Source organism: Pantoea sp. 18059 (genome assembly GCF_902706165.1).
GTDB classification, from domain to species: Bacteria; Pseudomonadota; Gammaproteobacteria; order Enterobacterales; family Enterobacteriaceae; genus Pantoea; species Pantoea agglomerans.
This window is the reverse complement of sequence record NZ_CACSJS010000008.1, coordinates 16,618-42,605: the sequence shown is the minus strand read 5'-3', so window position 1 is coordinate 42,605 and position 25,988 is coordinate 16,618. Positions and strand designations below refer to the sequence as shown.

General features: G+C 56.6%; 23 protein-coding genes. 16 read left to right on the top strand and 7 right to left on the bottom strand.

The annotated features are described in order from the left end of the window. Positions 1-46 precede the first annotated feature (46 nt). The 4 genes from uvrD (at position 47) to GVJ63_RS18505 (ending at position 4,613) form a co-directional block, all read left to right on the top strand. Positions 47-2,209 carry a DNA helicase II gene (uvrD, locus tag GVJ63_RS18515; protein WP_010257313.1) on the top strand — a complete coding sequence of 721 codons (2,163 nt, stop codon included), beginning with the start codon at positions 47-49 and terminating at the stop codon, positions 2,207-2,209. 67 nt (positions 2,210-2,276) lie between these two features. Continuing rightward, the gene (gene ysgD / locus GVJ63_RS22575) at positions 2,277-2,333 is read left to right on the top strand and encodes a YsgD/CorL family protein (protein WP_353748370.1); all 57 of its coding nucleotides are present in this window, start codon (positions 2,277-2,279) and stop codon (positions 2,331-2,333) included. A gap of 176 nt (positions 2,334-2,509) precedes the next feature. Beyond that, positions 2,510-3,463 carry a magnesium/cobalt transporter CorA gene (corA, locus tag GVJ63_RS18510; protein WP_003854370.1) on the top strand — a complete coding sequence of 318 codons (954 nt, stop codon included), beginning with the start codon at positions 2,510-2,512 and terminating at the stop codon, positions 3,461-3,463. Between the two features lie 97 nt (positions 3,464-3,560). Further along, positions 3,561-4,613 (top strand): AbrB family transcriptional regulator, encoded by a 1,053-nt coding sequence (locus GVJ63_RS18505; RefSeq protein ID WP_029519697.1) that lies wholly within the window; start codon positions 3,561-3,563, stop codon positions 4,611-4,613. On the opposite strand, the gene rarD is transcribed toward GVJ63_RS18505, so the two are convergent. Next, complete coding sequence (rarD, locus tag GVJ63_RS18500) at positions 4,584-5,483, bottom strand: EamA family transporter RarD (protein WP_159227209.1); 900 nt, start codon at positions 5,481-5,483, stop codon at positions 4,584-4,586. The two genes, GVJ63_RS18505 and rarD, sit on opposite strands and share 30 nt — an antisense overlap. A gap of 23 nt (positions 5,484-5,506) precedes the next feature. Next, the gene (locus tag GVJ63_RS18495) at positions 5,507-5,977 is read right to left on the bottom strand and encodes a thioesterase family protein (protein ID WP_010257304.1); all 471 of its coding nucleotides are present in this window, start codon (positions 5,975-5,977) and stop codon (positions 5,507-5,509) included. A gap of 194 nt (positions 5,978-6,171) precedes the next feature. On the opposite strand from GVJ63_RS18495, the gene pldA reads away from it, so the two are divergent. From pldA to GVJ63_RS18475, 4 genes are all read left to right on the top strand, one after another. After that, positions 6,172-7,050 carry a phospholipase A gene (gene pldA, locus GVJ63_RS18490; RefSeq protein ID WP_010257301.1) on the top strand — a complete coding sequence of 293 codons (879 nt, stop codon included), beginning with the start codon at positions 6,172-6,174 and terminating at the stop codon, positions 7,048-7,050. Positions 7,051-7,074: 24 nt separating this feature from the next. Then, positions 7,075-8,904 carry an ATP-dependent DNA helicase RecQ gene (recQ, locus tag GVJ63_RS18485; protein ID WP_010257299.1) on the top strand — a complete coding sequence of 610 codons (1,830 nt, stop codon included), beginning with the start codon at positions 7,075-7,077 and terminating at the stop codon, positions 8,902-8,904. A gap of 12 nt (positions 8,905-8,916) precedes the next feature. After that, positions 8,917-9,540, top strand: a complete 624-nt coding sequence (gene rhtC / locus GVJ63_RS18480) for a threonine export protein RhtC (protein WP_010257296.1) — start codon at positions 8,917-8,919, stop codon at positions 9,538-9,540. A gap of 223 nt (positions 9,541-9,763) precedes the next feature. Beyond that, positions 9,764-10,573: a DUF1460 domain-containing protein gene (locus GVJ63_RS18475; protein WP_200843125.1), complete on the top strand. Its 810-nt coding sequence runs from the start codon at positions 9,764-9,766 to the stop codon at positions 10,571-10,573. A gap of 53 nt (positions 10,574-10,626) precedes the next feature. On the opposite strand, the gene rhtB is transcribed toward GVJ63_RS18475, so the two are convergent. Beyond that, positions 10,627-11,250 carry a homoserine/homoserine lactone efflux protein gene (gene rhtB, locus GVJ63_RS18470; RefSeq protein WP_010257290.1) on the bottom strand — a complete coding sequence of 208 codons (624 nt, stop codon included), beginning with the start codon at positions 11,248-11,250 and terminating at the stop codon, positions 10,627-10,629. Between the two features lie 112 nt (positions 11,251-11,362). Between rhtB and pldB the strand changes: the two genes are divergently transcribed. Together pldB and yigL are read left to right on the top strand one after the other, a co-directional pair. Beyond that, on the top strand, positions 11,363-12,355 hold the full coding sequence (pldB, locus tag GVJ63_RS18465; RefSeq protein WP_010257288.1) for a lysophospholipase L2: 993 nt from the start codon (positions 11,363-11,365) through the stop codon (positions 12,353-12,355). A gap of 52 nt (positions 12,356-12,407) precedes the next feature. Then, on the top strand, positions 12,408-13,208 hold the full coding sequence (gene yigL, locus GVJ63_RS18460; protein ID WP_010257286.1) for a sugar/pyridoxal phosphate phosphatase YigL: 801 nt from the start codon (positions 12,408-12,410) through the stop codon (positions 13,206-13,208). Positions 13,209-13,258: 50 nt separating this feature from the next. Here the strand turns inward: yigL and glpT are convergent, their stop codons facing one another. Next, a complete protein-coding gene (glpT, locus tag GVJ63_RS18455; RefSeq protein ID WP_010257284.1) occupies positions 13,259-14,599 on the bottom strand; it encodes a glycerol-3-phosphate transporter in 1,341 nt (446 codons plus the stop codon). 374 nt (positions 14,600-14,973) lie between these two features. Between glpT and GVJ63_RS18450 the strand changes: the two genes are divergently transcribed. Further along, positions 14,974-15,837 (top strand): carboxylate/amino acid/amine transporter, encoded by an 864-nt coding sequence (locus tag GVJ63_RS18450; RefSeq protein ID WP_159227207.1) that lies wholly within the window; start codon positions 14,974-14,976, stop codon positions 15,835-15,837. Positions 15,838-16,348: 511 nt separating this feature from the next. On the opposite strand, the gene GVJ63_RS18445 is transcribed toward GVJ63_RS18450, so the two are convergent. Together GVJ63_RS18445 and metR are read right to left on the bottom strand one after the other, a co-directional pair. Next, positions 16,349-16,828, bottom strand: a complete 480-nt coding sequence (locus tag GVJ63_RS18445; RefSeq protein ID WP_010257278.1) for a DUF1456 family protein — start codon at positions 16,826-16,828, stop codon at positions 16,349-16,351. A gap of 83 nt (positions 16,829-16,911) precedes the next feature. Continuing rightward, entirely contained in the window at positions 16,912-17,838 is a 927-nt protein-coding gene (gene metR / locus GVJ63_RS18440; RefSeq protein WP_003854400.1) for an HTH-type transcriptional regulator MetR, read from the bottom strand. A gap of 144 nt (positions 17,839-17,982) precedes the next feature. Between metR and metE the strand changes: the two genes are divergently transcribed. Next, positions 17,983-20,253: a 5-methyltetrahydropteroyltriglutamate--homocysteine S-methyltransferase gene (gene metE / locus GVJ63_RS18435; protein WP_159227206.1), complete on the top strand. Its 2,271-nt coding sequence runs from the start codon at positions 17,983-17,985 to the stop codon at positions 20,251-20,253. A 55-nt stretch (positions 20,254-20,308) separates the two neighbouring features. Here the strand turns inward: metE and GVJ63_RS18430 are convergent, their stop codons facing one another. Continuing rightward, the gene (locus GVJ63_RS18430; RefSeq protein WP_010671680.1) at positions 20,309-21,142 is read right to left on the bottom strand and encodes a dienelactone hydrolase family protein; all 834 of its coding nucleotides are present in this window, start codon (positions 21,140-21,142) and stop codon (positions 20,309-20,311) included. Between the two features lie 303 nt (positions 21,143-21,445). On the opposite strand from GVJ63_RS18430, the gene udp reads away from it, so the two are divergent. The 4 genes from udp (at position 21,446) to ubiE (ending at position 25,987) form a co-directional block, all read left to right on the top strand. Continuing rightward, positions 21,446-22,207: a uridine phosphorylase gene (gene udp, locus GVJ63_RS18425; protein ID WP_010257266.1), complete on the top strand. Its 762-nt coding sequence runs from the start codon at positions 21,446-21,448 to the stop codon at positions 22,205-22,207. Between the two features lie 92 nt (positions 22,208-22,299). Further along, positions 22,300-23,568 carry a tetratricopeptide repeat protein gene (locus GVJ63_RS18420; RefSeq protein ID WP_159227205.1) on the top strand — a complete coding sequence of 423 codons (1,269 nt, stop codon included), beginning with the start codon at positions 22,300-22,302 and terminating at the stop codon, positions 23,566-23,568. 85 nt (positions 23,569-23,653) lie between these two features. Continuing rightward, entirely contained in the window at positions 23,654-25,153 is a 1,500-nt protein-coding gene (gene rmuC / locus GVJ63_RS18415) for a DNA recombination protein RmuC (protein ID WP_060681469.1), read from the top strand. Between the two features lie 75 nt (positions 25,154-25,228). Beyond that, on the top strand, positions 25,229-25,987 hold the full coding sequence (ubiE, locus tag GVJ63_RS18410) for a bifunctional demethylmenaquinone methyltransferase/2-methoxy-6-polyprenyl-1,4-benzoquinol methylase UbiE (protein ID WP_008926452.1): 759 nt from the start codon (positions 25,229-25,231) through the stop codon (positions 25,985-25,987). Position 25,988: the final 1 nt, after the last annotated feature.

Below are 25,988 nucleotides of genomic sequence, written 5' to 3'. Positions count from 1 at the left end.
ATAATCAGTGTGACGACGGCGTTTTTTTCTTTGGTAATCGGTGCTTATGGACGTTTCTGAACTGCTCGATGGTTTGAATGACAATCAGCGCGCTGCCGTTGCGGCACCGCGCAGTAACCTGCTGGTGCTGGCAGGCGCGGGCAGTGGTAAAACGCGGGTGCTGGTGCATCGCATTGCCTGGCTGATGTCGGTGGAGAACTGCTCACCCTATTCGATTATGGCGGTGACCTTTACCAACAAAGCGGCAGCGGAGATGCGTCACCGTATCGAGCATCTGATCGGCACCAGTCAGGGCGGGATGTGGATCGGAACCTTCCACGGTCTGGCGCACCGCTTACTGCGCGCCCATCATCTTGACGCCGGTCTGCCACAGGATTTTCAGATCCTCGACAGCGAAGATCAGCTACGTCTGCTCAAGCGTCTGATCAAATCAATGAACCTTGATGACAAACAGTGGCCTGCGCGTCAGGGCATGTGGTACATCAATGGCAAAAAAGATGAAGGCCTGCGGCCAAAGCATATCGAAAGCTACGGCAATCCGATTGAGCAGACCTGGCTGCGCATCTATCAGGCCTATCAGGAAGCCTGTGATCGCGCCGGTTTAGTCGACTTTGCCGAGCTGTTGCTGCGCGCCCATGAGTTATGGCTCAACAAGCCACACATTCTTAATCACTACCGCGAACGCTTTACCAACGTGCTGGTGGATGAGTTCCAGGATACCAACAACATTCAGTATGCCTGGATTCGGATGCTGGCGGGCGACAGTGGCCGGGTGATCATCGTGGGCGATGATGACCAGTCGATCTACGGCTGGCGCGGCGCACAGGTCGAGAATATTCAGCGCTTTCTGCAGGATTTCCCCGGCGCGGAAACGATCCGTCTGGAGCAGAACTACCGCTCAACCAATAACATCCTGAAAGCCGCCAACGCCCTGATCGCTAACAACAATGGTCGCCTGGGTAAAGAGCTGTGGACCGAAGGCAGCGATGGCGAACCGATCTCGATCTACTGCGCCTTTAATGAGCTGGATGAAGCACGCTTCGTGGTCAACCGCATCAAAGTCTGGATGGAGAACGGCGGCGCGCTCAACGACTGCGCCATTCTCTATCGCAGCAACGCCCAGTCGCGTGTGCTGGAAGAGGCGCTGCTGCAAAGCAGCATGCCGTACCGTATTTATGGCGGCATGCGCTTCTTCGAACGTCAGGAGATCAAAGATGCGCTCTCCTATCTGCGTCTGATGGCGAACCGCAATGACGACGCGGCATTTGAACGCGTGGTGAATACCCCGACGCGCGGCGTGGGCGATCGCACGCTCGACGTGGTGCGTCAGACGGCCCGTGAACGTCAGATGACGCTGTGGCAGGCAACGCGTGAACTGCTGCAAAGCCGTGCGCTGGCTGGCCGGGCCGCGTCTGCGCTGCAACGCTTCTGTGAACTGGTTGATTCACTGGCAACCGAAACCGCCGAGTTACCGCTGCATGTTCAGACCGACCGGGTCATCAAAGACTCTGGCCTGTGGCTGATGTATGAGCAGGAAAAAGGTGAGAAGGGTCAGGCGCGTATCGAAAACCTTGAGGAGCTGGTGACCGCTACGCGGCAATTCAGCTATCAGGATGAAGATGAAGATCTGATGCCACTGCAGGCCTTTTTATCCCACGCCGCGCTGGAAGCGGGCGAAGGCCAGGCAGACAAATGGCAGGATGCGGTTCAGCTGATGACGCTCCACTCGGCAAAAGGGCTGGAGTTCAGCCAGGTGTTTATTGTCGGCATGGAAGAGGGCATGTTCCCGAGCCAGATGTCACTGGATGAAGGTGGCCGGCTGGAGGAGGAACGTCGTCTGGCTTATGTCGGCGTGACCCGTGCGATGCTCAAGCTGACGCTGACCTACGCCGAAACCCGCCGACTCTATGGTAAGGAAGTGTATCACCGGCCGTCCCGTTTTATCGGCGAACTGCCCGAAGCGTGCATAGAAGAAGTGCGTCTGCGCGCCAGCGTCAGCCGTCCGGTAAACCATCAGCGGATGGGTGCCCCGGTGACCAAAAATGACAGTGGATTCGCGCTGGGTCAGCGTGTTCATCACGCAAAATTTGGCGAAGGCACCATCATTAATCTGGAAGGCAGCGGCGAGCATAGCCGTCTTCAGGTGGCGTTTCAGGGGCAGGGAATCAAGTGGCTGGTGGCGGCTTACGCGAAGCTTGAAACGCTTTAGCGTGCGGTTGACGGCTTTTTCGTCTCAGCGTAACATGCGCCCACTATTATCATGAGAGGACAATGCCTTGGACACGCCCAGTCGATGCTGGCTCAATGACCTGGATTCCAGGAATAACATCTAAGGCTACCTCTTTACGCGGGTAGCCTTAGCGGTTATCAGCGACCTCCCTTTTTGATTCCGTCGCGAGTCAGCACTGATTTATCTCTGAAACTCTGTTTCCGTGTTCAGGCTGCCCGTTCCATGTTGAGGAACGGCGGACTGCCTTGTCCCATTTAGTCTGCAATGGGGAGTATTGCTATGCTGAGCGCATTTAAACTGGATCACAGCCGCCTGACGCGACTGGAGCTGGAAGACGAAAACGACAAACTGACGACCTCTGTCTGGGTCGATCTGATCGAGCCGGAAGAGGGCGAACGTGATCGCGTGCAATCTGAGCTAGGCCAGAGTCTGGCAACACGGCCTGAGCTGGAGGATATCGAGGCCTCGGCACGCTTCTTCGAAGATGAAGATGGTCTGCATATCCACTCCTTCTTCTTCTATGAAGATGCTGACGATCACGCCGGTAACTCCACCGTGGCGTTCACCATCCGTGAAGGCCGTCTCTACACGCTGCGCGAACGTGAGCTGCCTGCGTTCCGTCTCTATCGCATGCGCGCCCGTAATCAGACCCTGATCGACGGCAATGCCTTTGAGCTGCTGCTCGACCTGTTTGAAACCAAAATCGAGCAGCTGGCGGACGAAATCGAGAACATCTACAGCGCACTGGAGAAACTCAGCCGGGTGATCATGGAAGGTCAGCAGGGCGAAGAGTACGATCAGGCGCTGTCGCGATTAGCGGAACTGGAAGATATCGGCTGGAAGGTGCGTCTCTGTCTGATGGATACCCAGCGCGCCCTGAACTTCCTGGTACGCAAAGCACGTTTGCCGGGCAATCAGCTGGAGCAGGCGCGTGAAATTCTGCGCGATATCGAATCGCTGCTGCCACATAACGAATCACTGTTCCAGAAGGTCAACTTCCTGATGCAGGCGGCGATGGGTTTCATCAACATCGAGCAGAACCGCATCATCAAGATCTTCTCGGTGGTCTCCGTGGTGTTTCTGCCGCCAACGCTGGTGGCCTCCAGCTATGGGATGAACTTTGAGTTTATGCCGGAACTGAAGTGGAGCTTTGGTTATCCGGCCGCGATCGGCCTGATGATTCTGGCCGGACTGGCGCCTTATCTCTATTTCAAGCGTAAAAACTGGCTTTAAAATAAGAACGGGCCATCTGAGATGGCCCGTTCTGCTGGCTCCTGTCTCCATTTCTGCGTAATCTTACCCTCCTGTTTTTACAAATTATTAACTTCTTATGGACGCTTTTTCGTTGCGCGCGCAGTGGACGCTGCTGCTGCTGATCTCGGTATTGCTTGGCGCGGTGCTGCACTATTTTCATGTGCCCGCTGCGCTGTTACTGGGACCGATGATTGTGGGTGTAGTGATGGGGCTGTCGGGTGCCACGCTGCGAATTGATAAACGGCTGTTCCTGCTCGCTCAGGCCGTACTGGGCTGCATGATTGCGCAGAGTCTGTCGCCTTCGATTCTGGCCCCGCTGATTCAGGACTGGCCGATCGTGCTGACGGTGCTGCTGCTGACGCTGGCGGCCAGCGGCCTGTCAGGTTTTCTGCTGGTGCGCTTCAGTCATCTGCCTGGCCCGACCGGCGCATGGGGATCGTCGCCGGGGGGTGCATCGGCCATGGTGGCGATGGCGGGTGACTTTGGCGCTGACGTGCGGCTGGTCGCATTTATGCAGTATCTGCGGGTGCTGTTTGTCGCCTCGGCGGCCGCGCTGGTGGCGCGCATCGGACTGGGCGATGAGGCGCACAGCGTCTCGCTGCTCTGGTTTCCACCGCTGAATCATGGCTTTGTTATCACCCTGGTGGTGATGCTGACGGGCGCGTGGCTGGGCACCCGACTGCGCATTCCTTCTGGCGCGCTGCTGCTGCCTGCGCTGGCGGGCGCAGCACTGCACAGTAGCGACATCGCGGTGTTACAGGTGCCGGAATGGCTGCTGGCCGTGGCCTATGCACTGATTGGCTGGAGCGTGGGATTACGTTTCACCCGCCCGATTTTTCTGCTGGCACTGCGCACGCTGCCGCAGATGCTGGCCTCGATCTTCGGGCTGATGCTGTTGTGTGGCGGGCTGGCGTGGATGCTGACGCGAATGCTGGATATCGATCTGATGACGGCCTATCTCGCCACCAGTCCAGGCGGGCTGGACACGGTGGCGATCATTGCGGCGGGAACCCAGGTCAACATGGCGTTTGTAATGGCGTTGCAGACGTTGCGTCTGTTTACCATCCTGCTGACCGGCCCGGCTTTAGCGCGCTTTATTTCACGCTATGCGCGAACGGGAACGGAATGAAAACGCCACCGCATCGCAGACAAATACCAGCAGCGCCAGCCAGATAAAGCCAAAAGTCACCATCTTGTCTGGCGTGATGGTCTCACCGTAAAACGCGACCGCCAGCACAAACATCAGCGTCGGGCCGAGATACTGAAAGAAGCCTACGGTGGAAAGTCGCAGACGGCTGCAGGCTGACGCAAACAGCATCAGCGGAATGGTGGTCACAATGCCCGCCGCTATCAGTTTCAGGTTGAGACTCAGTGGGTTGGCGGATAAGTGGCTGGTGGCGCTGTCGGCAAAACCAAACAGGTAAATCGCCGCCAGTGGAAACAGCCACAGTGTTTCAATCAGCATGCCGCTCTGCGCATCGACCTGAATCTTTTTGCGCACCAGGCCATACAGGGCGAAGCTCAGCGCCAGGCCCAGCGCGATAATCGGTAACGAGCCAAACTGCCACAGCTGCACCAGTACGCCGACGGTGGCCAGCAGCACGGCGAGCCACTGCAAGCGGCGAAACCGTTCGCGCAAAAACAGCATGCCGAACACCACGTTGATCAGCGGGTTAATAAAGTAGCCCAGGCTGGCTTCCAGCATATGCTGATTGTTGACTGCCCAGATAAACAGCAGCCAGTTGCCGCCGATAGTCACGGCCGTCAGCGCCAGCAGCAGCACTTTTTTAGGCTGGCGCAACACGCTGCGAACGCCGGGCCAGCTGCGGCTCAGGGTAATCAGTAACAGCATAAACAGTGCAGACCAGATCACCCGGTGCGTCATGATTTCCGTGGCGGGAACCTGCTTTACCAGTTTGAAATAAGCGGGCGCAATGCCCCAGATAAAGTAAGCGCCCAGTGCAAAGCCAACGCCCTGGCGGGTTTGTTGCGTATCCATATGCGTTCCATTCAATGGCGTGGTTAGCCGATAAGATAGGTGGCGGTAGCCGTGGCGATATAATCGCCCTGTTGATTGTGCAGTTCCACACGCGCCACGGCGACTTTGTTACCGGCGCGCAGCAGGCTGCTGGTGGCGGTGAAGCGTTCGCCGCGTCCGGGACGCAGATAGTCGACGCGCATATCAATGGTGCCCATGCGTGACAGACGCTGGCGCAGATCCGCTTCGCTGATGCTTTCCTGACGGGTTAACGCATTACTGACGCAGACCATGCCCGCCGCCACATCCAGTACCGACGCGATAACGCCGCCGTGCAGAATCTGCTGCGCCTGGTTGCCCACCAGCATGGTTTTGTTATTGAAACTGATCTCTGCGTAGTCTGCGTCAAGGCGCATCAGTTCCAGGCCCAGCGCCTGATTAAACGGCATGTGATAAACGAAAATTTCGCCGACCAGCTGGCGAGCGTCCTGCTGTGTCAGCACGGGTGATGACATGATGATGTGTCCTGAAAAAATCGGGCCAGAGGGGCGCGGAATATGAATGAGTTGTGTATTCTATGCCGCCTGCGAGGGTGTTTCCAGTTTAAGAAATCAGCACTCATGCTCACTGCCATTTGCGTGTAGAATGGCCTGCTTTTTACGACACCCTTTCAGTTACTTTGATACGCAGCTGCTCACCGGAGAATTTTATGCGTAAGCATCGCGCCTTGCTGGCGGCAATGTTGATATTTCCTGCGCTGGCGCAGGCGGATGAAGCCCATATTAAAGAGGTTCATGACGCGCCACAGGTTCAGGGCAGCATTATTGCTAACCTGCTGGAGAAGCATGACAACCCGTTTGTTCTCTATCCTTACGAGAACAACTATCTGCTTTATACCTATACCAGCGACCTCAATAAAGAGGCGATCTCCTCCTATAACTGGGGAGAGAATGCCCGCAAAGATGAAGTGAAATTCCAGCTCAGCCTGGCGTTTCCGCTGTGGCGCGGTATTCTGGGCGACAACTCGGTGCTGGCAGCCTCTTACACCCAGCGTTCCTGGTGGCAGCTGTCGAATAGCGCTGAGTCATCGCCATTCCGTGAGACCAACTATGAGCCGCAGATTTTCCTGGGCTGGGCGACCGACTATTCGCTGGCGGGCTGGACACTGCGTGATGTCGAAGTGGGTCTGAATCACCAATCCAACGGACGAAGCGATCCCACCTCGCGCAGCTGGAACCGCGTCTATGCGCGTCTGATGGCAGAGAATGGTAACTTCCTGGCGGAAATCAAACCCTGGTATCGCATCCCTGAAGGGGCGAACAGCGATGATAATCCTGATATCACCAAATACATGGGTTACTACCGCACCCGTCTGGGCTATAAGCTCGGCGACAATATCTTCAGCGTTGAGGGCAACTATAACTGGAACAGCGGTTATGGCGGCGCGACCCTGGGCTGGAGCTACCCTATCACTGAGCACGTTCGCTTCTATACTCAGGTATTTAGCGGTTACGGTGAATCACTGATCGATTACAACCATCGCCAGACGCGTCTGGGTGTGGGTGTAACACTTAACGACTTGTTCTAATCCATAACGAAAGACAGGAATCGCGTGGCAACCTCGGCAGTTCTTAATCAGGAAGCGCTGGCGCAGCAGGTATTACAGGATACCTTCGGCTACCAGCATTTTCGTCCCGGTCAGCAGACGATCATCAATGAGGCGCTGAGCGGGCGCGATTGTCTGGTGGTGATGCCCACCGGCGGTGGTAAATCGCTCTGTTATCAGATCCCTGCGCTGGTGCGCGAGGGGCTGACGCTGGTGGTGTCGCCGCTGATCTCGCTGATGAAAGATCAGGTCGATCAGCTGCTGGCGAACGGTGTGGCGGCGGCGTATCTCAACTCCACCATGACGCGCGATCAGCAGCAGACGGTGATGGCCGACTGCCGTACCGGTCGGGTTAAGCTGCTCTACATCGCCCCGGAACGCCTGATGATGGATAACTTCCTGGACAGTCTGGCGCACTGGCAACCGGCGATGCTGGCGGTGGATGAAGCGCACTGTATTTCCCAGTGGGGTCACGATTTCCGCCCGGAATATGGCGCACTCGGCAAGATGCGTCAGCGCTTCCCGGAATTACCGGTAATGGCGCTGACCGCGACCGCGGATGAAACCACCCGCAACGACATCGTTAACCTGCTGCATATGCAGGATCCGCTGATCCAGATCAGCAGTTTTGACCGCCCCAATATTCGCTACACGCTGGTGGAAAAATTTAAACCCACCGATCAGCTGCTGCGTTACGTTCAGGATCAGCGCGGCAAGTGCGGCATTATCTACTGCAACAGCCGGGCGAAGGTGGAAGACACCGCCGCGCGACTGCAAAGCCGGGGGTTCAGCGTCGGAGCCTACCACGCCGGTATCGACAGCGAGCAGCGTGGCCGGGTGCAGGAAGCGTTTCAGCGTGACGATCTGCAAATCGTGGTGGCGACGGTGGCCTTTGGCATGGGCATCAACAAGCCCAACGTCCGTTTTGTGGTCCACTTCGATATTCCGCGCAACATCGAGTCCTATTATCAGGAAACCGGGCGAGCCGGACGTGATGGTCTGCCTGCCGAAGCGATGATGCTTTACGACCCGGCCGATATGGCCTGGCTGCGTAAATGTCTGGAAGAGAAAGTGCCCGGGCCGCTGCAGGATATTGAGCGTCACAAACTCAACGCCATGGGCGCGTTTGCTGAAGCGCAGACCTGCCGCCGTCTGGTATTGCTGAACTATTTTGGCGAGGGCCGCCAGCAGCCGTGCGATAACTGCGATATCTGTCTCGACCCACCTAAACGTTATGACGGCCTGGTTGAAGCGCAAAAAGCGCTCTCCGGCATCTACCGCGTGGGTCAGCGTTTTGGTATGGGCTATATCGTTGAGGTGCTGCGCGGGTCCAACAATCAGCGTATCCGTGAGCAGGGTCATGACAAACTGCCGGTCTATGGACTGGGCAAAGATCAGAGCCACGAACATTGGGTGAGCGTGTTACGTCAGCTAATCCATCTGGGGCTGGTGACGCAGAACATCGCTATGCATTCGGCTCTGCAGCTCACCGAAGCGGCGCGCCCGGTGCTGCGCGGTGAAGTGCCACTGATGCTGGCGGTGCCGCGTTTGATCACCGCAAAAACAAAAAGCAGCAGTCCGGCGAAGTTTCACGGTGGCAACTACGATCGCAAACTGTTCGCCAAGCTGCGTAAGCTGCGAAAAGCGATCGCCGATGAAGAGAATATTCCGCCTTACGTGGTGTTCAATGACGCCACACTGATAGAGATGGCAGAACAGATGCCGGTCAGCGCGTCAGAGATGCTCAGCGTCAACGGCGTGGGTCACCGCAAACTGGAGCGCTTTGGCAAACCTTTCCTGGTGATGATCAAAGAGCATCTTGATGATGAAGAGTAAAGGACACTGATTATGCTGATGTTATTCGCCACTGTGGCGCTGGTGCATCTGGTGGCGCTGATGAGCCCCGGCCCCGATTTCTTTTTCGTGTCACAGACTGCCGCCAGCCGCTCGCGCAAAGAGGCGATGATGGGTGTACTGGGCATTACGCTGGGCATTGTGGTCTGGGCGGGTGTGGCGCTGATGGGGCTGCATCTGATTCTGGAAAAAATGGCCTGGCTGCATCAGATCATCATGGTCGGCGGTGGACTTTATCTGTTGTGGATGGGCTGGCAGCTGATGTGCTCGGCACGTCAGCGTCATAAACAGCCGCAGCAGGATGAGCCGGTGGTTGCGTTGCCGAAACGCGGCATGAGCTTTCTCAAAGGCCTGCTGACGAATCTGTCGAATCCTAAAGCCATTATCTATTTCGGCAGCGTCTTCTCGCTATTTGTTGGCGACGATGTCGGTTCGGCGGAGCGCTGGGGTCTGTTCCTGCTGATTGTCGGTGAAACTTTTGCCTGGTTTACCCTGGTGGCGGCGATTTTTGCGCTGCCGTGGATCCGCGCTAAGTATCAGCGACTGGCGAAATGGGTCGATGGCATGGCCGGCGTACTGTTTGCCGGTTTTGGTATCCACCTGATTCTTTCGCGTTAAACACCGTTTCAGTCCTTATGCCGGCGTGCGCGTTGCGCCTCCGGCAGAAACCTCCCTTGCTGTCGCTTCCTCCAGAGAGTTCGCTTGTGTGACGGATGTCACATTCCAGGGCTCAGGGAGTTTTGCTGTTGCAACCGCAGATAAATCGTCACTCTTTATTAATCATTCATATCCATATCTCCATTAAAGTCGGGAAGCAGGCGCAACGTTTATGGAGAGGATGATGAGAGTGAAGTTCATATTACTGGTGTTGATGACGGCCTGTATCAGCGCCTGCGCCTCGCCTGATGCCGCCCGCAACCCTGCGCCAGAGCCGGGCCAGACCGATGAGGTCACCTCGATCCTGATGCAGACGCTGTCCGATGTCGATCAGACGCAGGGCGAAAGGATTAGCCGGATCTCTGCGACGTTTCTCGGAACATCCTATGAAGCGGATACGCTGATCGGTTCTCCCACGCGTCCGGAAGCGCTGGTGATCAATTTCAACGGTGTGGATTGTTACACGCTGCTTGATTACGTGCAGGCGCTGAGCCGCAGCCACGATCGTGCCAGCTTTGAGGCTAACCTGATTCGGACCCGCTACGCTGGCGGTGAGGTCAGCTACCGGAATCGTCGCCACTTTTTTTCCGACTGGTTTGCCGATAGCCCGCGCAATGCCGATGACGTGACCCGCACTCTTAGCCCGGATACGGTGACGGTGGTGAAGCACCTGAATCGTCAGGCCAGCGGAGCAGAACAGGTGCCCGGTCTGGGTGTGATTGCACGTCCTGTCACTTACATTCCGGCCCGGGCGATCACACCGCAGGTGCTGAAGCAAATTCAGACCGGCGATTACGTGGGGGTTTACGCCACCAGTCAGAGCCTGGATGTTACGCATGTGGGGATTGCTGTCCGGCATGATGGCCGCTTGTGGTTCAGGAACGCCTCTTCGCTGGCCGTTAATCGAAAAGTTGTCGATGCGCCGTTCAGGGAATATATGCGTTCGAAGCCGGGCATCATTGTGTTGCGTGCGGTTCCACTGGCAGCGCCGTAGCGGGGCCAGGGAATAAGGGATAATCTTCCGCGCCGAATTCGGCGCGAAAGACGTTAAGCGATTTTTCTGGCGCTGGCCAGCAGTGCGCCTACCGCCATAAACAGCCCGCCAAAAATGCGGTTCATTAACTTCATCTGTTTTGGTCCCTTAATCCAGCCCGCAATCCGCGTTGCCAGCGTGGCGTAGCCAATCATCACGATGATATCGACCACAACGGTGGTGACGCCGAGCACCAGATACTGCATAAATAGCGGCTGATGCGGCTGAATAAATTGCGGGAACAGGGCGGCGAGAAAGACGATACTTTTCGGGTTGGTCAGGTTAACCAGCACGGCGCGTTTGAACAGGCGACGACGCGGCATCGCTCTGGCGACTGCATCCAGATCAATGCCACCCGCTGAGCGCCACTGCTGAATACCCAGCCAGACCAGATAGGCCGCACCGGCCCATTTCAGAATCTCAAACGCCAGCAGCGACTGAGAAAACAGCGCGCCCAGACCGATGCCGACCAGCACGATATGCAGCGCCAGGCCGACCTGCAAACCGGAGATAGAGGCCACCGTGCCGCGATAGCCGTGGCTGATACCGGTACTCATGGTGTTGATTGCGCCGGAACCGGGCGACAGGCTGAGAATTGTAGTGGTAAGCAGATAGGTCAGCCACCATTCGATGGTCATGGGTCAGGCTCTCTTTAGTAGCGGAATTGTGACACAATACGCCAGAAATAAGCGCGGCGCTACGGCCTGCGCATGGCATTCAGGACTCTGTATCCGGTCATCAGGAGGGCGAATGAATCAACACAAAGCCAGCTGGCTGCGACGAGAAAAAGCCTTTGCTGCCTTCGCTACCGGGCCACTGCTCGATTTCTGGCACAGCCGCGAAGAGCTTGAGTTTACCGGCGTGGGTAATCTGACGCTGCGCTACGTCCGCTTCACATCACCGCAACACAAGCGTGTGATCCTGATTGTGCCGGGACGCATCGAGAGTTACATAAAATATCCTGAGCTGGCGTACGATCTGTTTCACTGCGGATTTGATGTGGTAATCCTTGACCATCGCGGCCAGGGGCGTTCCGATCGCCTGCTGGAAGATTCACATCGCGGTCACGTGGCGGAATTTACCCATTATGTCGACGACCTTGAAACGCTCTATCTGAAAGAGATTATCAGCGGTCACTACCAGCAGCGCTATGCGCTGGCTCACTCTATGGGCGGCGCAATCTTAACGCTGTTTCTGGCGCGTCAGCCGCAGGCGTTTCATGCGGTCGCGCTGGTGGCGCCGATGTTTGGCATTGCTTTACCGTTGCCCTCTTTTCTGGCCCATCGGATCCTGGACTGGGCGGAGAAGCGTCCGGCGATGCGCGATGGCTATGCGCTCGGCACCGGCCGCTGGCGTGCGCATCCGTTTGGCATTAACCGGCTGACGCACAGCACCGAGCGTTACCGGCGAAATCTGCGCTTTTATGCGGACGATCCGGCGATTCGCGTTGGCGGGCCAACCTACCATTGGGTACGTGAAGGCATCCATGCAGGTCGCAACATCATCAGTCAGGTCGATAAGATCACCACGCCACTGCTACTGTTACAGGCCAGCGATGATCGGGTGGTCGACAATCGTTCGCAGGACCTTTTTTGTGCTGCGATGGCGGCGGCGGGTCATCCGTGTGAGGGCAATAAGCCACGGGTGATCGACGGTGCGCGTCATGAGATCCTGTTTGAAAAGGATGAGATGCGCGCCGAAGCACTCAATGCAGTGGTCGACTTCTTTTCCTCGCACCACTGACGTTATTTATCCGACCGGTTAAGGCCGGCAGAACCAGATACCCGAGGTTTTCATGTATCACATCGTTGCATCCGATCTGGATGGCACGCTGCTTTCTCCCGAACATCGTCTGACCCCTTTTGCGCGTGAAACGCTGCAGCAGCTGGTCGCGAAAGATATTCACTTTATATTCGCCACCGGCCGTCATCATATCGATGTCGGACAGATGCGCGACAGCCTGGCGATTCCGGCCTATATGATCACCTCAAACGGCGCGCGCGTGCACAACGCAGAGGGCGAACTGGTGTTCAGTCATAATCTGGATGAGGATATCGCCAGCGATCTGTTTGGCCTGCAATATCATCACAGCGATATTCTGACCCACGTTTACCGCGACGATGAGTGGTTTGTCAGCCGCTCAAGCCCGGCTGAGCAGGACTATTTCCGCGAGTCGGTGTTCAACTATCAGGTCTATGAGCCGGGTCTGCTGCCAACCGATAATATCAGCAAGGTCTTTTTCACCTGCGAAAATCCCGAGCATCTGATCCCGATGGAACAGGCGATTGAAGCGCGCTGGGGCGATCGGGTTAACGTCAGTTTCTCACTGCCTACCTGTCTGGAAGTGATGGCGGGCGGCGTGTCGAAAGGGCATGCGCTGGAAGCGGTAGCGAAAACGCTGGGCCATTCACTGGAAAGCTGTATCGCCTTTGGCGACGGCATGAACGATGTGGAGATGCTGAGCATGGCGGGTAAGGGCTTTATCATGCAGAACGCCCATCAGCGGTTGAAAGATACGCTGCCGGAGCTGGATGTGATCGGTTCAAATGCCGATGATGCCGTGCCGCAGACGCTGCGCACGCTCTATCTTGCTTAAGCCGTCAGCGCCAAAAAAGGGCCGGATATCCGGCCCTTTTTTTATTGCCGTCAGGCAGGGGTCTTTTTGTGTTTGTGTTCGCTGACCATGGTCAGTAACAGCAGGATAACCGCCAGCACACAGCCAGCAATCATCACCATGAAGCCGCCGTCCCAGCCGAAGTAATCGACGGTGTAACCGACAATGGCGCTGGCCGCCACCGATCCACCCAGATAGCCGAACAGGCCGGTGAAGCCCGCCGCTGTCCCCGCCGCTTTTTTCGGGGCCAGCTCCAGCGCGTGCAGACCAATCAGCATCACCGGACCGTAGATCAGGAAGCCAATCACAATCATACAGGCCATATCGACGCCAGGATTGCCCGCCGGGTTAAGCCAGTAGATCACGGTCGCGATGGTTACCAGCGTCATAAAGAACACCCCGGTCGCACCGCGATTACCGCGGAACACTTTGTCCGACATCCAGCCGCACAGCAGCGTTCCGGGGATCCCCGCATACTCATACAGGAAGTAAGCCCACGACGATTTATCCAGCGTGAAGTGTTTTACTTCTCTGAGATAGGTCGGCGACCAGTCGAGAATGCCGTAGCGCAGCAGATAAACAAACACGTTGGCCAGCGCGATGTACCACAGCAGCTTGTTCGGCAGCACATATTTCATGAAGATCTGTTTAGCCGTCAGCTCCTCTTCGTGGCTGGCATCATAGTCGGGCGGATAGTCGTTTTTGTACTCTTCAATCGGTGGCAGACCACAGGATTGCGGCGTATCACGCATCAGCGCAAAGGCCAGAATCGCAATGGCGATGGCGCCAAACGCCGGCATATAGAGTGCCGCTTTCCAGTCGTTGAACCACGCCATACCGAGCAGGAACAGCAGAGGCGGAATACCGCCGCCGACATTATGGGCGCAGTTCCAGACCGAAACGATCCTGCCGCGCTCTTTCTGCGACCACCAGTGAACCATGGTACGTCCACAAGGTGGCCAGCCCATGCCCTGGAACCAGCCGCAGATAAACAGCAGCACGAACATCACCATAATGCTGGAGGTGGCCCAGGGAACGAATCCCATGATCAGCATCACTGTCGCAGCCAGAATCAGGCCTGCCGGTAAGAAGACGCGCGGGTTTGAGCGGTCAGAGACCGATCCCATGATGAATTTTGAAAAGCCGTAGGCGATGGATATGCCGGATAAGGCAAAACCGAGATCGCCACGTGAAAAACCCTGCTCTACCAGGTAGGGCATGGCGAGTGCGAAGTTTTTTCTGACCAGATAGTAGGCGGCGTAACCAAAGAAGATCCCGATGAAAATTTGCCAGCGCAGACGACGGTAGAGCGGATCAACGTGATCCTCCGCCACCTGCGGCTGACGTGGTGCAGGTTTAAAAATGCTCAGCATCAGTGAGGCCCTCCAGGGCACATTATGGTTTTTAATTCCCAGCAGGTTGGGGCAGGAAAAGAGCAGAAGAAAATGGACGCAGAATGTTCCATTTCGCGCAAAGAATAGTGTTAGTTGCGCAACGTTACTGTGATGAATGACACATTTGTTACACTTTTATTACATTCTGGAGCGGAAGTGATCATGCGATGGATCATTTCGCGCATTTTATCTGGCTGAAAGATCTTTATGCAGACAGTTATGTCAGGAAGCGAAAGCCCTTTTCCGATGGCTATTCTGATCGCCTGGTTTGTAATCAGATGTCAACCAGATTTCACAGCCTGATGGCAGCACATTGTTTACACTGACGGCCTGTTAATTTCGGGGTCGTCACCGTGTTTTTATTGATTATTACCACCATTCTGTGGGCCTTTTCGTTCAGTCTGATTGGCGAATACCTTGCCGGGCAGGTGGACAGCTGGTTCTCTGTACTGATGCGACTGGCGCTGGCTGCGCTGGTATTTTTACCTTTCCTGCGCTGGCGTGGTCATCGCCCTTCAACGCTGTTGCTTTACATGCTGGTCGGGATGCTGCAGCTGGGCGTGATGTATCTGCTGAGTTTCGAAGCCTATCTCTACCTTAGCGTGTCGGAATTCCTGCTGTTCACGGTGATGACGCCGCTTTATGTGACGCTGATTTACGATCTGATCAGCCGTCGTCCACTGCGCATGGGTTATATCTTCAGTGCACTGCTGGCTGTGGCAGGTGCGGCCATTATTCGCTATGACAAAGTCAGCGATCATTTCTGGTTTGGTCTGCTGTTAGTGCAACTGGCAAATATCTGCTTTGCGGCGGGAATGGTGGGCTATAAGCGTCTGCAGGAGACCCGCCCGATGCCGCAGCACACGGCCTTCTCCTGGTTCTATCTGGGTGCAGTGTTGATTGCGGTGATCGCCTGGTGTGCCTGGGGCAATCCACAGAAGTTGCCGACCACCTCATTGCAGTGGGGCATTCTGGTCTGGCTGGGCATTGCGGCTTCCGGTCTCGGCTATTTTATGTGGAATTATGGTGCGACCCAGGTCGATGCCGGCACGCTGGGCATTATGAATAACATGCACGTTCCTGCCGGGCTGCTGGTGAATCTGGCTATCTGGCAGGAGAAACCGCACTGGCCAAGCTTTATAGCGGGCGCAATGGTGATCCTCGCCTCGCTGTGGGTGCATAAGCGCTGGGTGGTGGGGCGCAGTGACCGATCATAAACAGGGCTGTTGCATGGGTGCGGCCTCCCGGGCTGGCGCGTCCGATCGCGAAGGAATCTCACATCCCTGTGGATCGGCCGGGCCATCCCTGGCCCGGACGCTTCGCTCTTCAGACGCGCCAGCCCTGGAGACTTAACAGCATCATCGCAGTTGAACCAGGGGCTCAGAGCGAATATGAAGGAGGGGATGGCGCGCTGAAACGTAGAGCATTCGCGATGGAGCTGGCGTGTGCGATCGCGAAGGAATCTTCCAGGATGGTTCAGAAATGCTCCCGGCGCTTTTTTTCCCTGCGACGAAGGCTCTAACGATGACCCGCTTTCACTCCCCAGGGCTGGCCTGGTGTTGCTGATTAAAAAGCCATGAAGAAGCTTAAGGGAAGAGGTGGCGCAACTGAGGAGCAAAGCGTCCGAGCCAGGGATGGCGAGGCCGTGCTGCATGGATGCAGGCTTTCTTTGCGATCAGATGCGCCACTTCTGACCACGCAGGTACCCGAAGCGATCAGCCACAGACGTTAAGCAGGCTTTTCACTCTTAGGACGCTGAATCATCGCCAGCCCTTTCAGGAAGTTACGCAGAATCTGATCGCCGCATTCGCGATAGTTCTTATGATCAGGTTTGCGGAAAATCGCACCAATCTCAGCCTGTGAAACGGTAAAATTCACGCGTTTCAGTACATCAGGAATGTCGGTGGTTTTCAGATCAAAAGCGATACGCAGCTTTCTCATGAAGATGTTATTGGTCATCTTGCGCTCAATCGACGGCGCGGGCGCATCTTCACTTTTGCCGCGACGGTAGAAGATCAGGCCATTCAGGAAATAACCCATCAGCACATCGGGGCAGGGGCGGAACGCAGCATCGTCATCTTTTTTCAGCCACGCCTGAATATCCGCCAGCGGCACGTCACATTGCGCCAGCGCAAAAATCTCCACCATTTTGGCATCGCTCAGGTTGAGCATATAGCGCACGCTGCGCAGAATATCATTGTTAGTCATGGTGAAATCTTCTCGTGGTCAGTCGACAGGCTGCGCATTATAGGGGATTTTGCCCGCCTTCGCGCAGGTTTGTGCCCGCCAGATTATCGCTGCAACACCGCACCGGGCAGCGCGGCGTCGCGCACAAAAGGCAGATGCTCACAGGCGTGCTGACGGGCAAAGCGGATAAACGCTTCCAGCACCGGCTGACGTTGCTCCCCTTCGCGCACGGCCGCATAAAGACGGCTCCACAGGCCATCGCCCAGCGTGCGGGTGACCACCAGACCCTGCTTCTCAAAACTCTCCACCACCCAGTGCGGCAGCGCGGCAATCCCCATACGTGCCGAGACCATCTGAATCATCAGCAGGGTGTTATCCACACTTTTCAGTGCCGGACTGACGCCTGCGGGCTGCAGGAAGTGACGCCAGATATCCAGACGCTGACGCTGCACCGGATAGATCATCAACACCTCATCGGCTAGATCTTCCGGCGAAATCTGCTCAACCTGCGCCAGCGGGTGATCCGTTGCCAGCACCAGCCGCACTTCATAATCAAACATCGGGGAGTAGAACAGACCCGAGCGCGCCAGGATATCGGAGGTCAGCACCACATCCAGCTCACCCTGTTGCAGTGCGGGTTGAGGATCAAAGGTCACGCCCGATTTGAAATCCATTACCACCTGCGGCCAGCTCTGGCGGAATTTATCCAGCGCGGGGGTCAGCCACTGGATGCAGCTATGACACTCTATCGCCACCCGCAGCGTGGTCTGATGCGGCTCATGGCAGGCCTGCAATGCCTGCTGAATCTGAGGCAGCACCTGCTCTGCCAGCTGCAGCAGAATATCGCCCTGCGGCGTAAAGCGCAGCGGCTGACTTTTACGCACGAACAGGCGGAATCCCAGCCGCTGCTCCAGATCGCTGAACTGATGAGACAACGCCGATTGCGTCTGATGAAGCTGGGCCGCCGCCGCCGCCAGCGATCCCGTATTGCGCAGAGCCTGAAGCGTCCGCAGGTGCTTGAGTTCGATCATGAGAGTCCTTCACATCGAAAATGAACATATTGCGCTTGAGCAATATACAGTACCCGCAGAGTATAGCAGTGTAAACATCTGGACGGCTAAACATCTTTGGCTGCCCATTTAAGCCAAAGTGAAAGATTATCTGGAGAACAGCACATGACTATCCTGAACCATACCCTCGGCTTTCCCCGTATTGGCCTGCGCCGTGAACTGAAAAAAGCGCTGGAGAGCTACTGGGCTGGCGACAGCACGCAGCAGGCATTACTGGCGACGGGCCGTGAGCTGCGTGCGCGACACTGGCAACAACAGAAAGAGGCGGGTGTCGATCTGCTGCCGGTCGGCGATTTCGCCTGGTATGACCATGTGCTGACCACCAGCCTGATGCTGGGCAACGTGCCCGCGCGTCATCAGAACAAAGCCGGCACCGTGGACCTCGACACCCTGTTCCGCCTGGGACGCGGTCGTGCGCCGACCGGCGAGCCTGCGGCGGCGGCAGAAATGACCAAATGGTTTAACACCAACTATCACTACATGGTGCCGGAATTTACCCAGGGTCAGACGTTTAAACTGACCTGGACCCAGCTGCTGGACGAGGTGGATGAGGCACTGGCGCTGGGACACAACATCAAGCCAGTGCTGCTGGGGCCGGTGACGTATCTGTGGCTGGGTAAAGTGAAGGGTGAGCCGTTTGAACGTCTGTCGCTGCTGGAGGGAATTCTGCCGGTCTATCAGCAGGTGCTGGCGGAACTGGCTAAGCGCGGCATCGAATGGGTACAGATTGATGAACCCGCTCTGGCACTGGAGCTGCCGCAGACGTGGCGCGAAGCCTTCCAGCCGGCGTATGACGCACTGCAGGGTCACAGCAAACTGCTGCTGACCACCTATTTTGACAGCATCGGCCAGAACATTGATGTGATTCGTTCGCTGCCGGTGCAGGGGCTGCATGTCGATCTGGTCCATGGTCGTGATGATATTCAGCAACTGAATCAGCAACTGCCCGCCAGCTGGCTGCTGTCGCTCGGCGTGATCAACGGACGCAACGTCTGGCGCGCCGATCTGAGCCGCTGGTTCAGCCGCTTGCAACCGCTGACAAGAGCGCGTGAACAGGTGTGGATCGGCTCCTCCTGCTCGCTGCTGCATAGCCCTATCGACCTGAGCGTCGAGACCCGTGTGGATGATGAAGTCAAAAGCTGGTTCGCCTTTGCGCTGCAGAAATGTGCCGAGCTCTCGCTGCTGAGTCAGGCACTCAACAACAACGATGCGACGGCGCTGGAAGCCTGGAGCGCACCGGTACACGCCCGCGCTCACTCCCGCCGCGTGCATAATGCGGCGGTGGGCCAGCGTATTAAGGCCATTACCCCACAGCACAGTGAACGCCAGAGCGCTTATCCGGTGCGGGCGGTCCTGCAGCGTCAGCGTTTCAATCTGCCAGCCTGGCCTACCACTACCATCGGCTCTTTTCCGCAGACCACTGAAATTCGCGGCCTGCGCCTCGACTTTAAACAGGGCCGGCTCGACAGTAACCATTACCGCACCGGCATCGCGGAGAACATTAAGCAGGCGATTCTCGAACAGGAGCGGCTGGGGCTGGATGTGCTGGTGCACGGTGAAGCGGAACGTAACGACATGGTTGAGTACTTCGGCGAACATCTGGAGGGGTTTGTCTTCACACAGAATGGCTGGGTTCAGAGCTACGGTTCACGCTGTGTGAAACCGCCTGTCATTATTGGCGATGTCAGTCGTCCGGAGGCGATCACCGTTGAGTGGGCCAGATATGCCCAGTCGCTGACCAACAAGCCGGTAAAAGGGATGCTGACCGGTCCGGTAACCATCCTCTGCTGGTCATTCCCGCGTGAAGATGTGTCACGCGAAACCATCGCGAAACAAATCGCGCTGGCGCTGCGTGATGAAGTCGAAGACCTGGAGAAGGCGGGCATCGGGATTATCCAGATTGATGAGCCTGCGCTGCGTGAAGGTCTGCCACTGCACCAGTCTGAATGGGCTGCCTACCTGAACTGGGCGGTGGAGGCCTTCCGACTGAATGCGGCGGTGGCGCGGGATGAAACCCAGATTCATACCCATATGTGTTACTGCGAATTTAACGACATTATGGATGCTATCGCGGCGCTGGATGCCGATGTGATCACCATCGAAACCTCGCGATCTAACATGGACCTGCTGGAGGCGTTTGAGAACTTCGACTACCCGAATGAAATCGGTCCCGGCGTCTACGACATCCATTCGCCTAACGTCCCCAGCGTGGAGTGGATAGAAGAACTGTTGCTGAAGGCGGCGAAACGTATTCCGGAAGCGCGTCTGTGGGTGAACCCGGACTGCGGTTTGAAAACACGGGGCTGGACGGAAACGCGTCAGGCGCTGGCGAACATGGTGACGGCAGCGAAGAAATTGCGTGGAGAAACGGCGTAGGGAATCGGGTCTGGTGGGCGAAAAAATCAGGGGCGCATAAGCGCCCCTTTTTTATTTACTGCGATGCAACACCATACTGCCTGAACCAGGCCAGCATCCGCTGCCAGCCATCATTGGCAGATTCAGCATGATAGCTTGCACGATAGTCAGCATTAAAGGCATGACCCGCTTCGGGATAGACGATGATCTCTGCGGTTGCATTGGCGGCATGCAGTGCCTGACGCATCTGCTCGACGCTCTCCAGCGGGATACCCTCATCCTGGCCACCATACAAACCTAATACCGGCGCATTCAGATCGACTGCAATATCAATAGGATGCTTCTGCTGCTTCAGCGTACGCTCACCGGTCAGTCGTCCATACCACGCCACGGCAGCGCGCAGTTGCGGGTTATGCGCGGCGTAGAGCCAGCTGATTCGGCCACCCCAGCAAAAACCGGTGATGCCCATGCGACGAATATCGCCGCCGTTGCGTGCGGCCCAGTTGGCGGCATGATCGAGATCGGCCAGCACCTGGCTGTCAGGCACTTTGCTGACCAGCTCGCTGAACAGCGTCGGGATATCATTATACTCAGCGGGATCGCCCTCGCGGAAATAGAGCTCAGGCGCAATCGCCAGATAGCCTTCCAGCGCCAGGCGGCGGCAGATATCCCGGATGTGTTCATGCACACCAAAGATCTCCTGCACGACCAGTACGACAGGCCACGGGCCTTCCGCTGACTGGGGTTTTGCAAAGAATGCCGGCATGTTTTCGCCCTGACTGGGCACTGAGGTTTCACCCGCGTGAATCGCCGGGCTGTCGGTAATGATGGTGGTGGAGGCGGTGGGCTGCACGGCAGGGGCAAAGCCGCCCGTCGCCGGTTTTTGTGCCATATTATCACTGGGTTTCATTATTCTCTCCGTGCAAGCATTTGCGCAATCACGTAACTATAGCCTGGCCGGAAAGCGTATGCGCCAGGTGTCGGGTCACAGAATCAGCAGCGAATAAAATCATCCTCCTCTTTAACATTGCGCTGACCCTGACACAGCCCCACTGAGAGCTATCCGCACCCGGAAGATGCTATTGTGTGATTGTCGTCACAATTTATCTTTCGGGAAATGTAACTTTCATTTTCTTAAGTGAATGTTGTCACATATTTATTGGGCGTGCTGGCGTAGAGTGGCGCGCTACCTTCCCTTAACAGGAGTCTGAAAATGACACAGTCTGACGTTTTCCATCTTGGCCTGACCAAAGCCGATCTGCAGGGCGCCACCCTGGCGATTGTGCCGGGCGATCCGGAGCGCGTGAAGAAAATTGCCGGACTGATGGAAGATGCCACGCATCTCGCCTCACACCGTGAATTTACCTCCTGGCTGGCAAAAATTGATGGTAAGCCGGTCGTGGTCTGCTCAACCGGCATTGGCGGTCCGTCTACCTCGATTGCGGTCGAAGAGCTGGCACAGCTTGGCGTACGTACCTTCCTGCGTGTCGGTACCACGGGCGCTATCCAGCCGCATATCAATGTCGGCGATGTGCTGGTGACCACTGCGTCTGTTCGCCTGGACGGGGCCAGCCTGCATTTTGCGCCGATGGAGTTCCCGGCAGTGGCTGATTTCGCCTGCACCACCGCGCTGGTTGCCGCCGCAGAAGCTTGTGGCGCGAAAACGCATATCGGCATCACCGCCTCTTCTGACACCTTCTATCCGGGTCAGGAGCGCTACGACACCGTCTCGGGCCGCGTAGTCAGTCGCTTCAGGGGATCGATGAAAGAGTGGCAGGAGATGGGCGTTCTCAACTATGAGATGGAATCCGCTACACTGTTAACCATGTGCGCCAGCCAGGGTCTGCGAGCCGGCATGGTGGCGGGCGTGATTGTGAACCGCACTCAGAAAGAGATCCCGGATGCGGTCACCATGAAACAGACAGAAAGTGACGCAGTGAAGATTGTGGTCGAAGCGGCGCGTCGCTTACTATAACGACCGCGTCTGGCAGCAGGTTTTTTGTCCAGACTCAAAACCTGCTGCCGGTAGTTAACGGCGCGTAACATCAGTGAAACCTGAGAGTTTTTATGCGCAATACGATTCCCGTCCGACGTCCTGCCCCTGGTGCTAATCCGGCCGCACTCAAAGCCATGCTGGAACGCAGTGCCGAACGTTTCCGTGCCGCCATGCAACAGGGCGACTATGCGCTGGCCGCTCAATGCTGTGAAGAGGTATTGCGCACGATGCCCAATCAGATGCAGGTGCTGAGCGACTACGCGCTCTGCCTGCTGCGTCTGGGTCAGTACAATAAATCGTACAAAATCTACCAGAAAATTTATCAGTCACCGCCCGCTGTACAGGCTACCGCCTCTGAAACCTGGCTGGATGGTCTGACCGAAGTGTGTGGCTGGCTGGATAAAAAGGATGAGGTGGCGCGTCATGGGCTGGCCTCGCTGATGCGCTCTGATGCGCGTTTCAGTCAGGGGCAGCGCGCCGCGTTTCCCGCTCCGCAACCGGAGCCTGTCGATCTCACTCATCCGCACCAGAATGTCATCGCTTTCTGCCTCTATGGCGATCAGCCGCGCTACTGTGAAACCTTAATCAAAAACGTTGAAGTGGCGCCTGAGCTCTATCCCGGCTGGGTCTGCCGCATCTACCTCGATGACAGCGTGCCGCAGCATGTCTGGCAGCGCCTTGACCAGCCGCACGTCCAGCTGATCGATATGTCTCACGAGAAAACGCTGTTTCCGACCCTGTGGCGTTTCCTGGTAATGGACGATCCGGGCGTGAAGCGTTTTATCGTGCGTGATGCCGACTCGCTGCTCTCGGAGCGCGAAGCGGCAGCGGTTAACGCCTGGCTGGCGTCGCCTTACTGGTTCCACCATATGCGTGACTACTTCTCCCATACTGAGCTGCTGCTGGCAGGGATGTGGGGCGGCTGTCACGGCGTCTTCCGGGATGTGGAACAGGCGATGCGCGATTTCATTGCGCAGTATCAGGGCAGCCAGCGCTTCACCGATCAATATTTCCTCAAGGTGGCGTTGTGGCCGACGGTGCGTGAAAGCCTCCTGAGCCACGATGATTTGTTTCATTTTCATCAGGCCAAGCCGTGGCCTGACCATGCCCCCGTGCGCTGGCAGACGCCGCATTTCCATGTGGGCAGCAATGCCGGTTTTGCCAGTATGACCGGCAAATCCAGCGCCGCTGAGGGAAGCAGACAGCGCGTCGCGATCACCTCAGGCGGGACAACCTGGCACTATCTGGCGCAGGTTAAAAAGGGTGAATGGCTATTGCCCATGCCGTTTTTCCTGATTGATGAGTGGCAGGCTGGCAAGCTTACGGTAACGGCGCTGTAAGGCGCTGAATCCTGCTAAAATTATCTGGACATTCATACAGTGCGACTCTACCTTTCCCTCAGCAGCCTGAGTCGCGGGGGAAATCATGGATCAGCACATCATTATCAGCGCCTGTCTGGCGCTTGCCGGGTTAGGGATTGGCTGGATGCTGGCACAGTTACGTGCCGGCCATCAGGTCGCCAGTTTCCAGACCGAGCGCCGTCTGCAGGAAGAGGCGCAACAGCGTCAGCAGCAGCAAATCGAACAGCTTCAGCAGCAGACGCAGCAGCGTGAGCAGGAGCTTCGTCAGCTGCACGGCGCGCTGAGCGGCGCCAATGAGCGACTGCAACAGCTTGATTACTGGCGTAATGAAAGTGAGCAGCTTAATCGTGAACTGCGCAATCAGCTGGAGGTCAACAGCGCACAGGAAGCGGAGCTGCGTGAGGTGACCATTCGCCTTGAAGAGACCCGTTTCGCCGCAGAAGAGAAACAGCGCCTGCTGACCAACAGCGAACAACGCCTTAGCGCCCAGTTTGAAAACCTCGCCAACCGTATTTTCGAAAACAGCGGCCGTCGCGTCGATGAACAGAACCGGCAAAGTCTGGACGGGCTGATTGGTCCGTTGCGTGAACAGCTTGATGGCTTCCGTCGTCAGGTTCATGAAAGCTTTGGCGCAGAAGCGCGTGAGCGACATACCCTGACCCATGAAATCCGGCAGTTACAGCAGCTGAATGCGCAGATGGCGCAGGAGGCGCTTAACCTGACCAAAGCGCTGAAGGGCGATAATAAAATCCAGGGTAACTGGGGTGAAGTGGTGCTGAGCCGGGTACTGGAAGCTTCCGGACTGCGTGAAGGCTACGAATATGAAACCCAGGTGAGCATTCAGTCAGAACAGCAGGGCAGGATGCAGCCGGATGTGATTGTGCGCCTGCCGCAGGGCAAAGATGTGGTGGTGGACGCCAAAATGACGCTGGTGGCCTATGAGCGCTACTTCAATGCGGATGATGAGATCGTACGAGAGCAGGCTATTCAGGAACATGTCGCTGCCATGCGGGCGCACATCCGCCTGCTGGGACGAAAAGATTATCAACAATTGCCCGGCTTACGATCGCTGGATTATGTGCTGATGTTTATCCCGGTGGAGCCCGCCTTTTTGCTGGCCATTGACCGCCAGCCTGAGCTGATTGGTGAGGCGCTGCAGCAGAACATCATGCTGGTCAGCCCCACCACGCTGCTGGTGGCGTTGCGTACCATTAATAATCTGTGGCGCTATGAGCATCAGAGCCGCAATGCACAGCGTATTGCCGATCGGGCAACGCGGCTCTATGACAAGATGCGGCTGTTTGTCGATGACATGAGCGGCATTGGTCACAGCCTGGACAAGGCGCAGAACAGCTATCGCGAGGCGATGAAAAAGCTGTCAGAAGGGCGCGGCAACCTGATTGCGCAGACTGAAGGATTTCGTGCGCTGGGTGTGGAGATCAAACGACCAATTAATCCTCAGCTGGCCGAACGAGCCATGCCGGAAAACCGGGCGGCTGATGACGCAGATGATGACAGTGATGCGGATGAGAGTGAGATGCATGTGAGGCGCCTCCACGAATAGTATGGGCGCAGCGTGCCTGACTTCCGTGACTCTGATACACTTCGGGAAGTATTGTTTGTGGAGCAGGTAAAACCGATGGCAGATGAATCACAGCAGGAAACTACCCATTTTGGCTTTCAGACGGTCGCCAAAAGCGAAAAAGCTGACAAAGTCGCGGACGTGTTTCACTCCGTAGCGGCAAAATATGACCTGATGAACGATTTGATGTCGTTTGGCGTCCATCGTATCTGGAAGCGTTTTACCATTGACAGCAGCGGCGTACGTCGCGGTCAGCGCGTGTTGGATCTGGCGGGGGGTACCGGCGATCTGACGGCTAAATTTTCTCGCCTGGTGGGCGAAACGGGTCAGGTTGTACTGGCCGATATCAACAGTTCCATGCTGAAGATGGGCCGCGAAAAGCTGCGCAATCAGGGCGTGGTCGGCAACGTGAGTTACGTACAGGCCAATGCCGAAGCCCTGCCTTTCCCCGATAACTATTTCGACTGCATTACCATCTCTTTTGGCCTGCGTAACGTTACGGAAAAAGAGAAGGCGCTGGCCTCTATGTTCCGGGTACTCAAGCCGGGCGGACGCCTGCTGGTGCTGGAGTTCTCTAAACCCGTCCTGGATCCGCTGAGCAAAGCGTATGACGCCTACTCGTTCCATATTCTGCCGCGTATCGGACAGCTGGTGGCGCAGGATGCAGAGAGCTATCGCTATCTGGCCGAATCGATCCGCATGCATCCCGATCAGGAGACCCTGAAAGCGATGATGAACGATGTCGGTTTTGAAAATACCACTTACTCCAATATGACCGGCGGCATTGTGGCGCTGCATCGTGGATTTAAGTTCTGAG

What these genes read in the sequence shown, in the direction of transcription:
- rhtC (WP_010257296.1), top strand. Translation starts at nt 8,917, where the DNA reads ATGCTGATGTTATTCGCCACTGTGGCGCTGGTGCATCTGGTGGCGCTG.
- GVJ63_RS18445 (WP_010257278.1), bottom strand. Translation starts at nt 16,828, where the DNA reads ATGACTAACAATGATATTCTGCGCAGCGTGCGCTATATGCTCAACCTG.
- ubiE (WP_008926452.1), top strand. Translation starts at nt 25,229, where the DNA reads ATGGCAGATGAATCACAGCAGGAAACTACCCATTTTGGCTTTCAGACG.
- corA (WP_003854370.1), top strand. Translation starts at nt 2,510, where the DNA reads ATGCTGAGCGCATTTAAACTGGATCACAGCCGCCTGACGCGACTGGAG.
- udp (WP_010257266.1), top strand. Translation starts at nt 21,446, where the DNA reads ATGACACAGTCTGACGTTTTCCATCTTGGCCTGACCAAAGCCGATCTG.
- GVJ63_RS18420 (WP_159227205.1), top strand. Translation starts at nt 22,300, where the DNA reads ATGCGCAATACGATTCCCGTCCGACGTCCTGCCCCTGGTGCTAATCCG.
- GVJ63_RS18430 (WP_010671680.1), bottom strand. Translation starts at nt 21,142, where the DNA reads ATGAAACCCAGTGATAATATGGCACAAAAACCGGCGACGGGCGGCTTT.
- uvrD (WP_010257313.1), top strand. Translation starts at nt 47, where the DNA reads ATGGACGTTTCTGAACTGCTCGATGGTTTGAATGACAATCAGCGCGCT.
- glpT (WP_010257284.1), bottom strand. Translation starts at nt 14,599, where the DNA reads ATGCTGAGCATTTTTAAACCTGCACCACGTCAGCCGCAGGTGGCGGAG.
- rarD (WP_159227209.1), bottom strand. Translation starts at nt 5,483, where the DNA reads ATGGATACGCAACAAACCCGCCAGGGCGTTGGCTTTGCACTGGGCGCT.
- pldB (WP_010257288.1), top strand. Translation starts at nt 11,363, where the DNA reads ATGAATCAACACAAAGCCAGCTGGCTGCGACGAGAAAAAGCCTTTGCT.
- yigL (WP_010257286.1), top strand. Translation starts at nt 12,408, where the DNA reads ATGTATCACATCGTTGCATCCGATCTGGATGGCACGCTGCTTTCTCCC.
- GVJ63_RS18505 (WP_029519697.1), top strand. Translation starts at nt 3,561, where the DNA reads ATGGACGCTTTTTCGTTGCGCGCGCAGTGGACGCTGCTGCTGCTGATC.
- rhtB (WP_010257290.1), bottom strand. Translation starts at nt 11,250, where the DNA reads ATGACCATCGAATGGTGGCTGACCTATCTGCTTACCACTACAATTCTC.
- GVJ63_RS18495 (WP_010257304.1), bottom strand. Translation starts at nt 5,977, where the DNA reads ATGTCATCACCCGTGCTGACACAGCAGGACGCTCGCCAGCTGGTCGGC.
- metE (WP_159227206.1), top strand. Translation starts at nt 17,983, where the DNA reads ATGACTATCCTGAACCATACCCTCGGCTTTCCCCGTATTGGCCTGCGC.
- GVJ63_RS18475 (WP_200843125.1), top strand. Translation starts at nt 9,764, where the DNA reads ATGAGAGTGAAGTTCATATTACTGGTGTTGATGACGGCCTGTATCAGC.
- pldA (WP_010257301.1), top strand. Translation starts at nt 6,172, where the DNA reads ATGCGTAAGCATCGCGCCTTGCTGGCGGCAATGTTGATATTTCCTGCG.
- metR (WP_003854400.1), bottom strand. Translation starts at nt 17,838, where the DNA reads ATGATCGAACTCAAGCACCTGCGGACGCTTCAGGCTCTGCGCAATACG.
- rmuC (WP_060681469.1), top strand. Translation starts at nt 23,654, where the DNA reads ATGGATCAGCACATCATTATCAGCGCCTGTCTGGCGCTTGCCGGGTTA.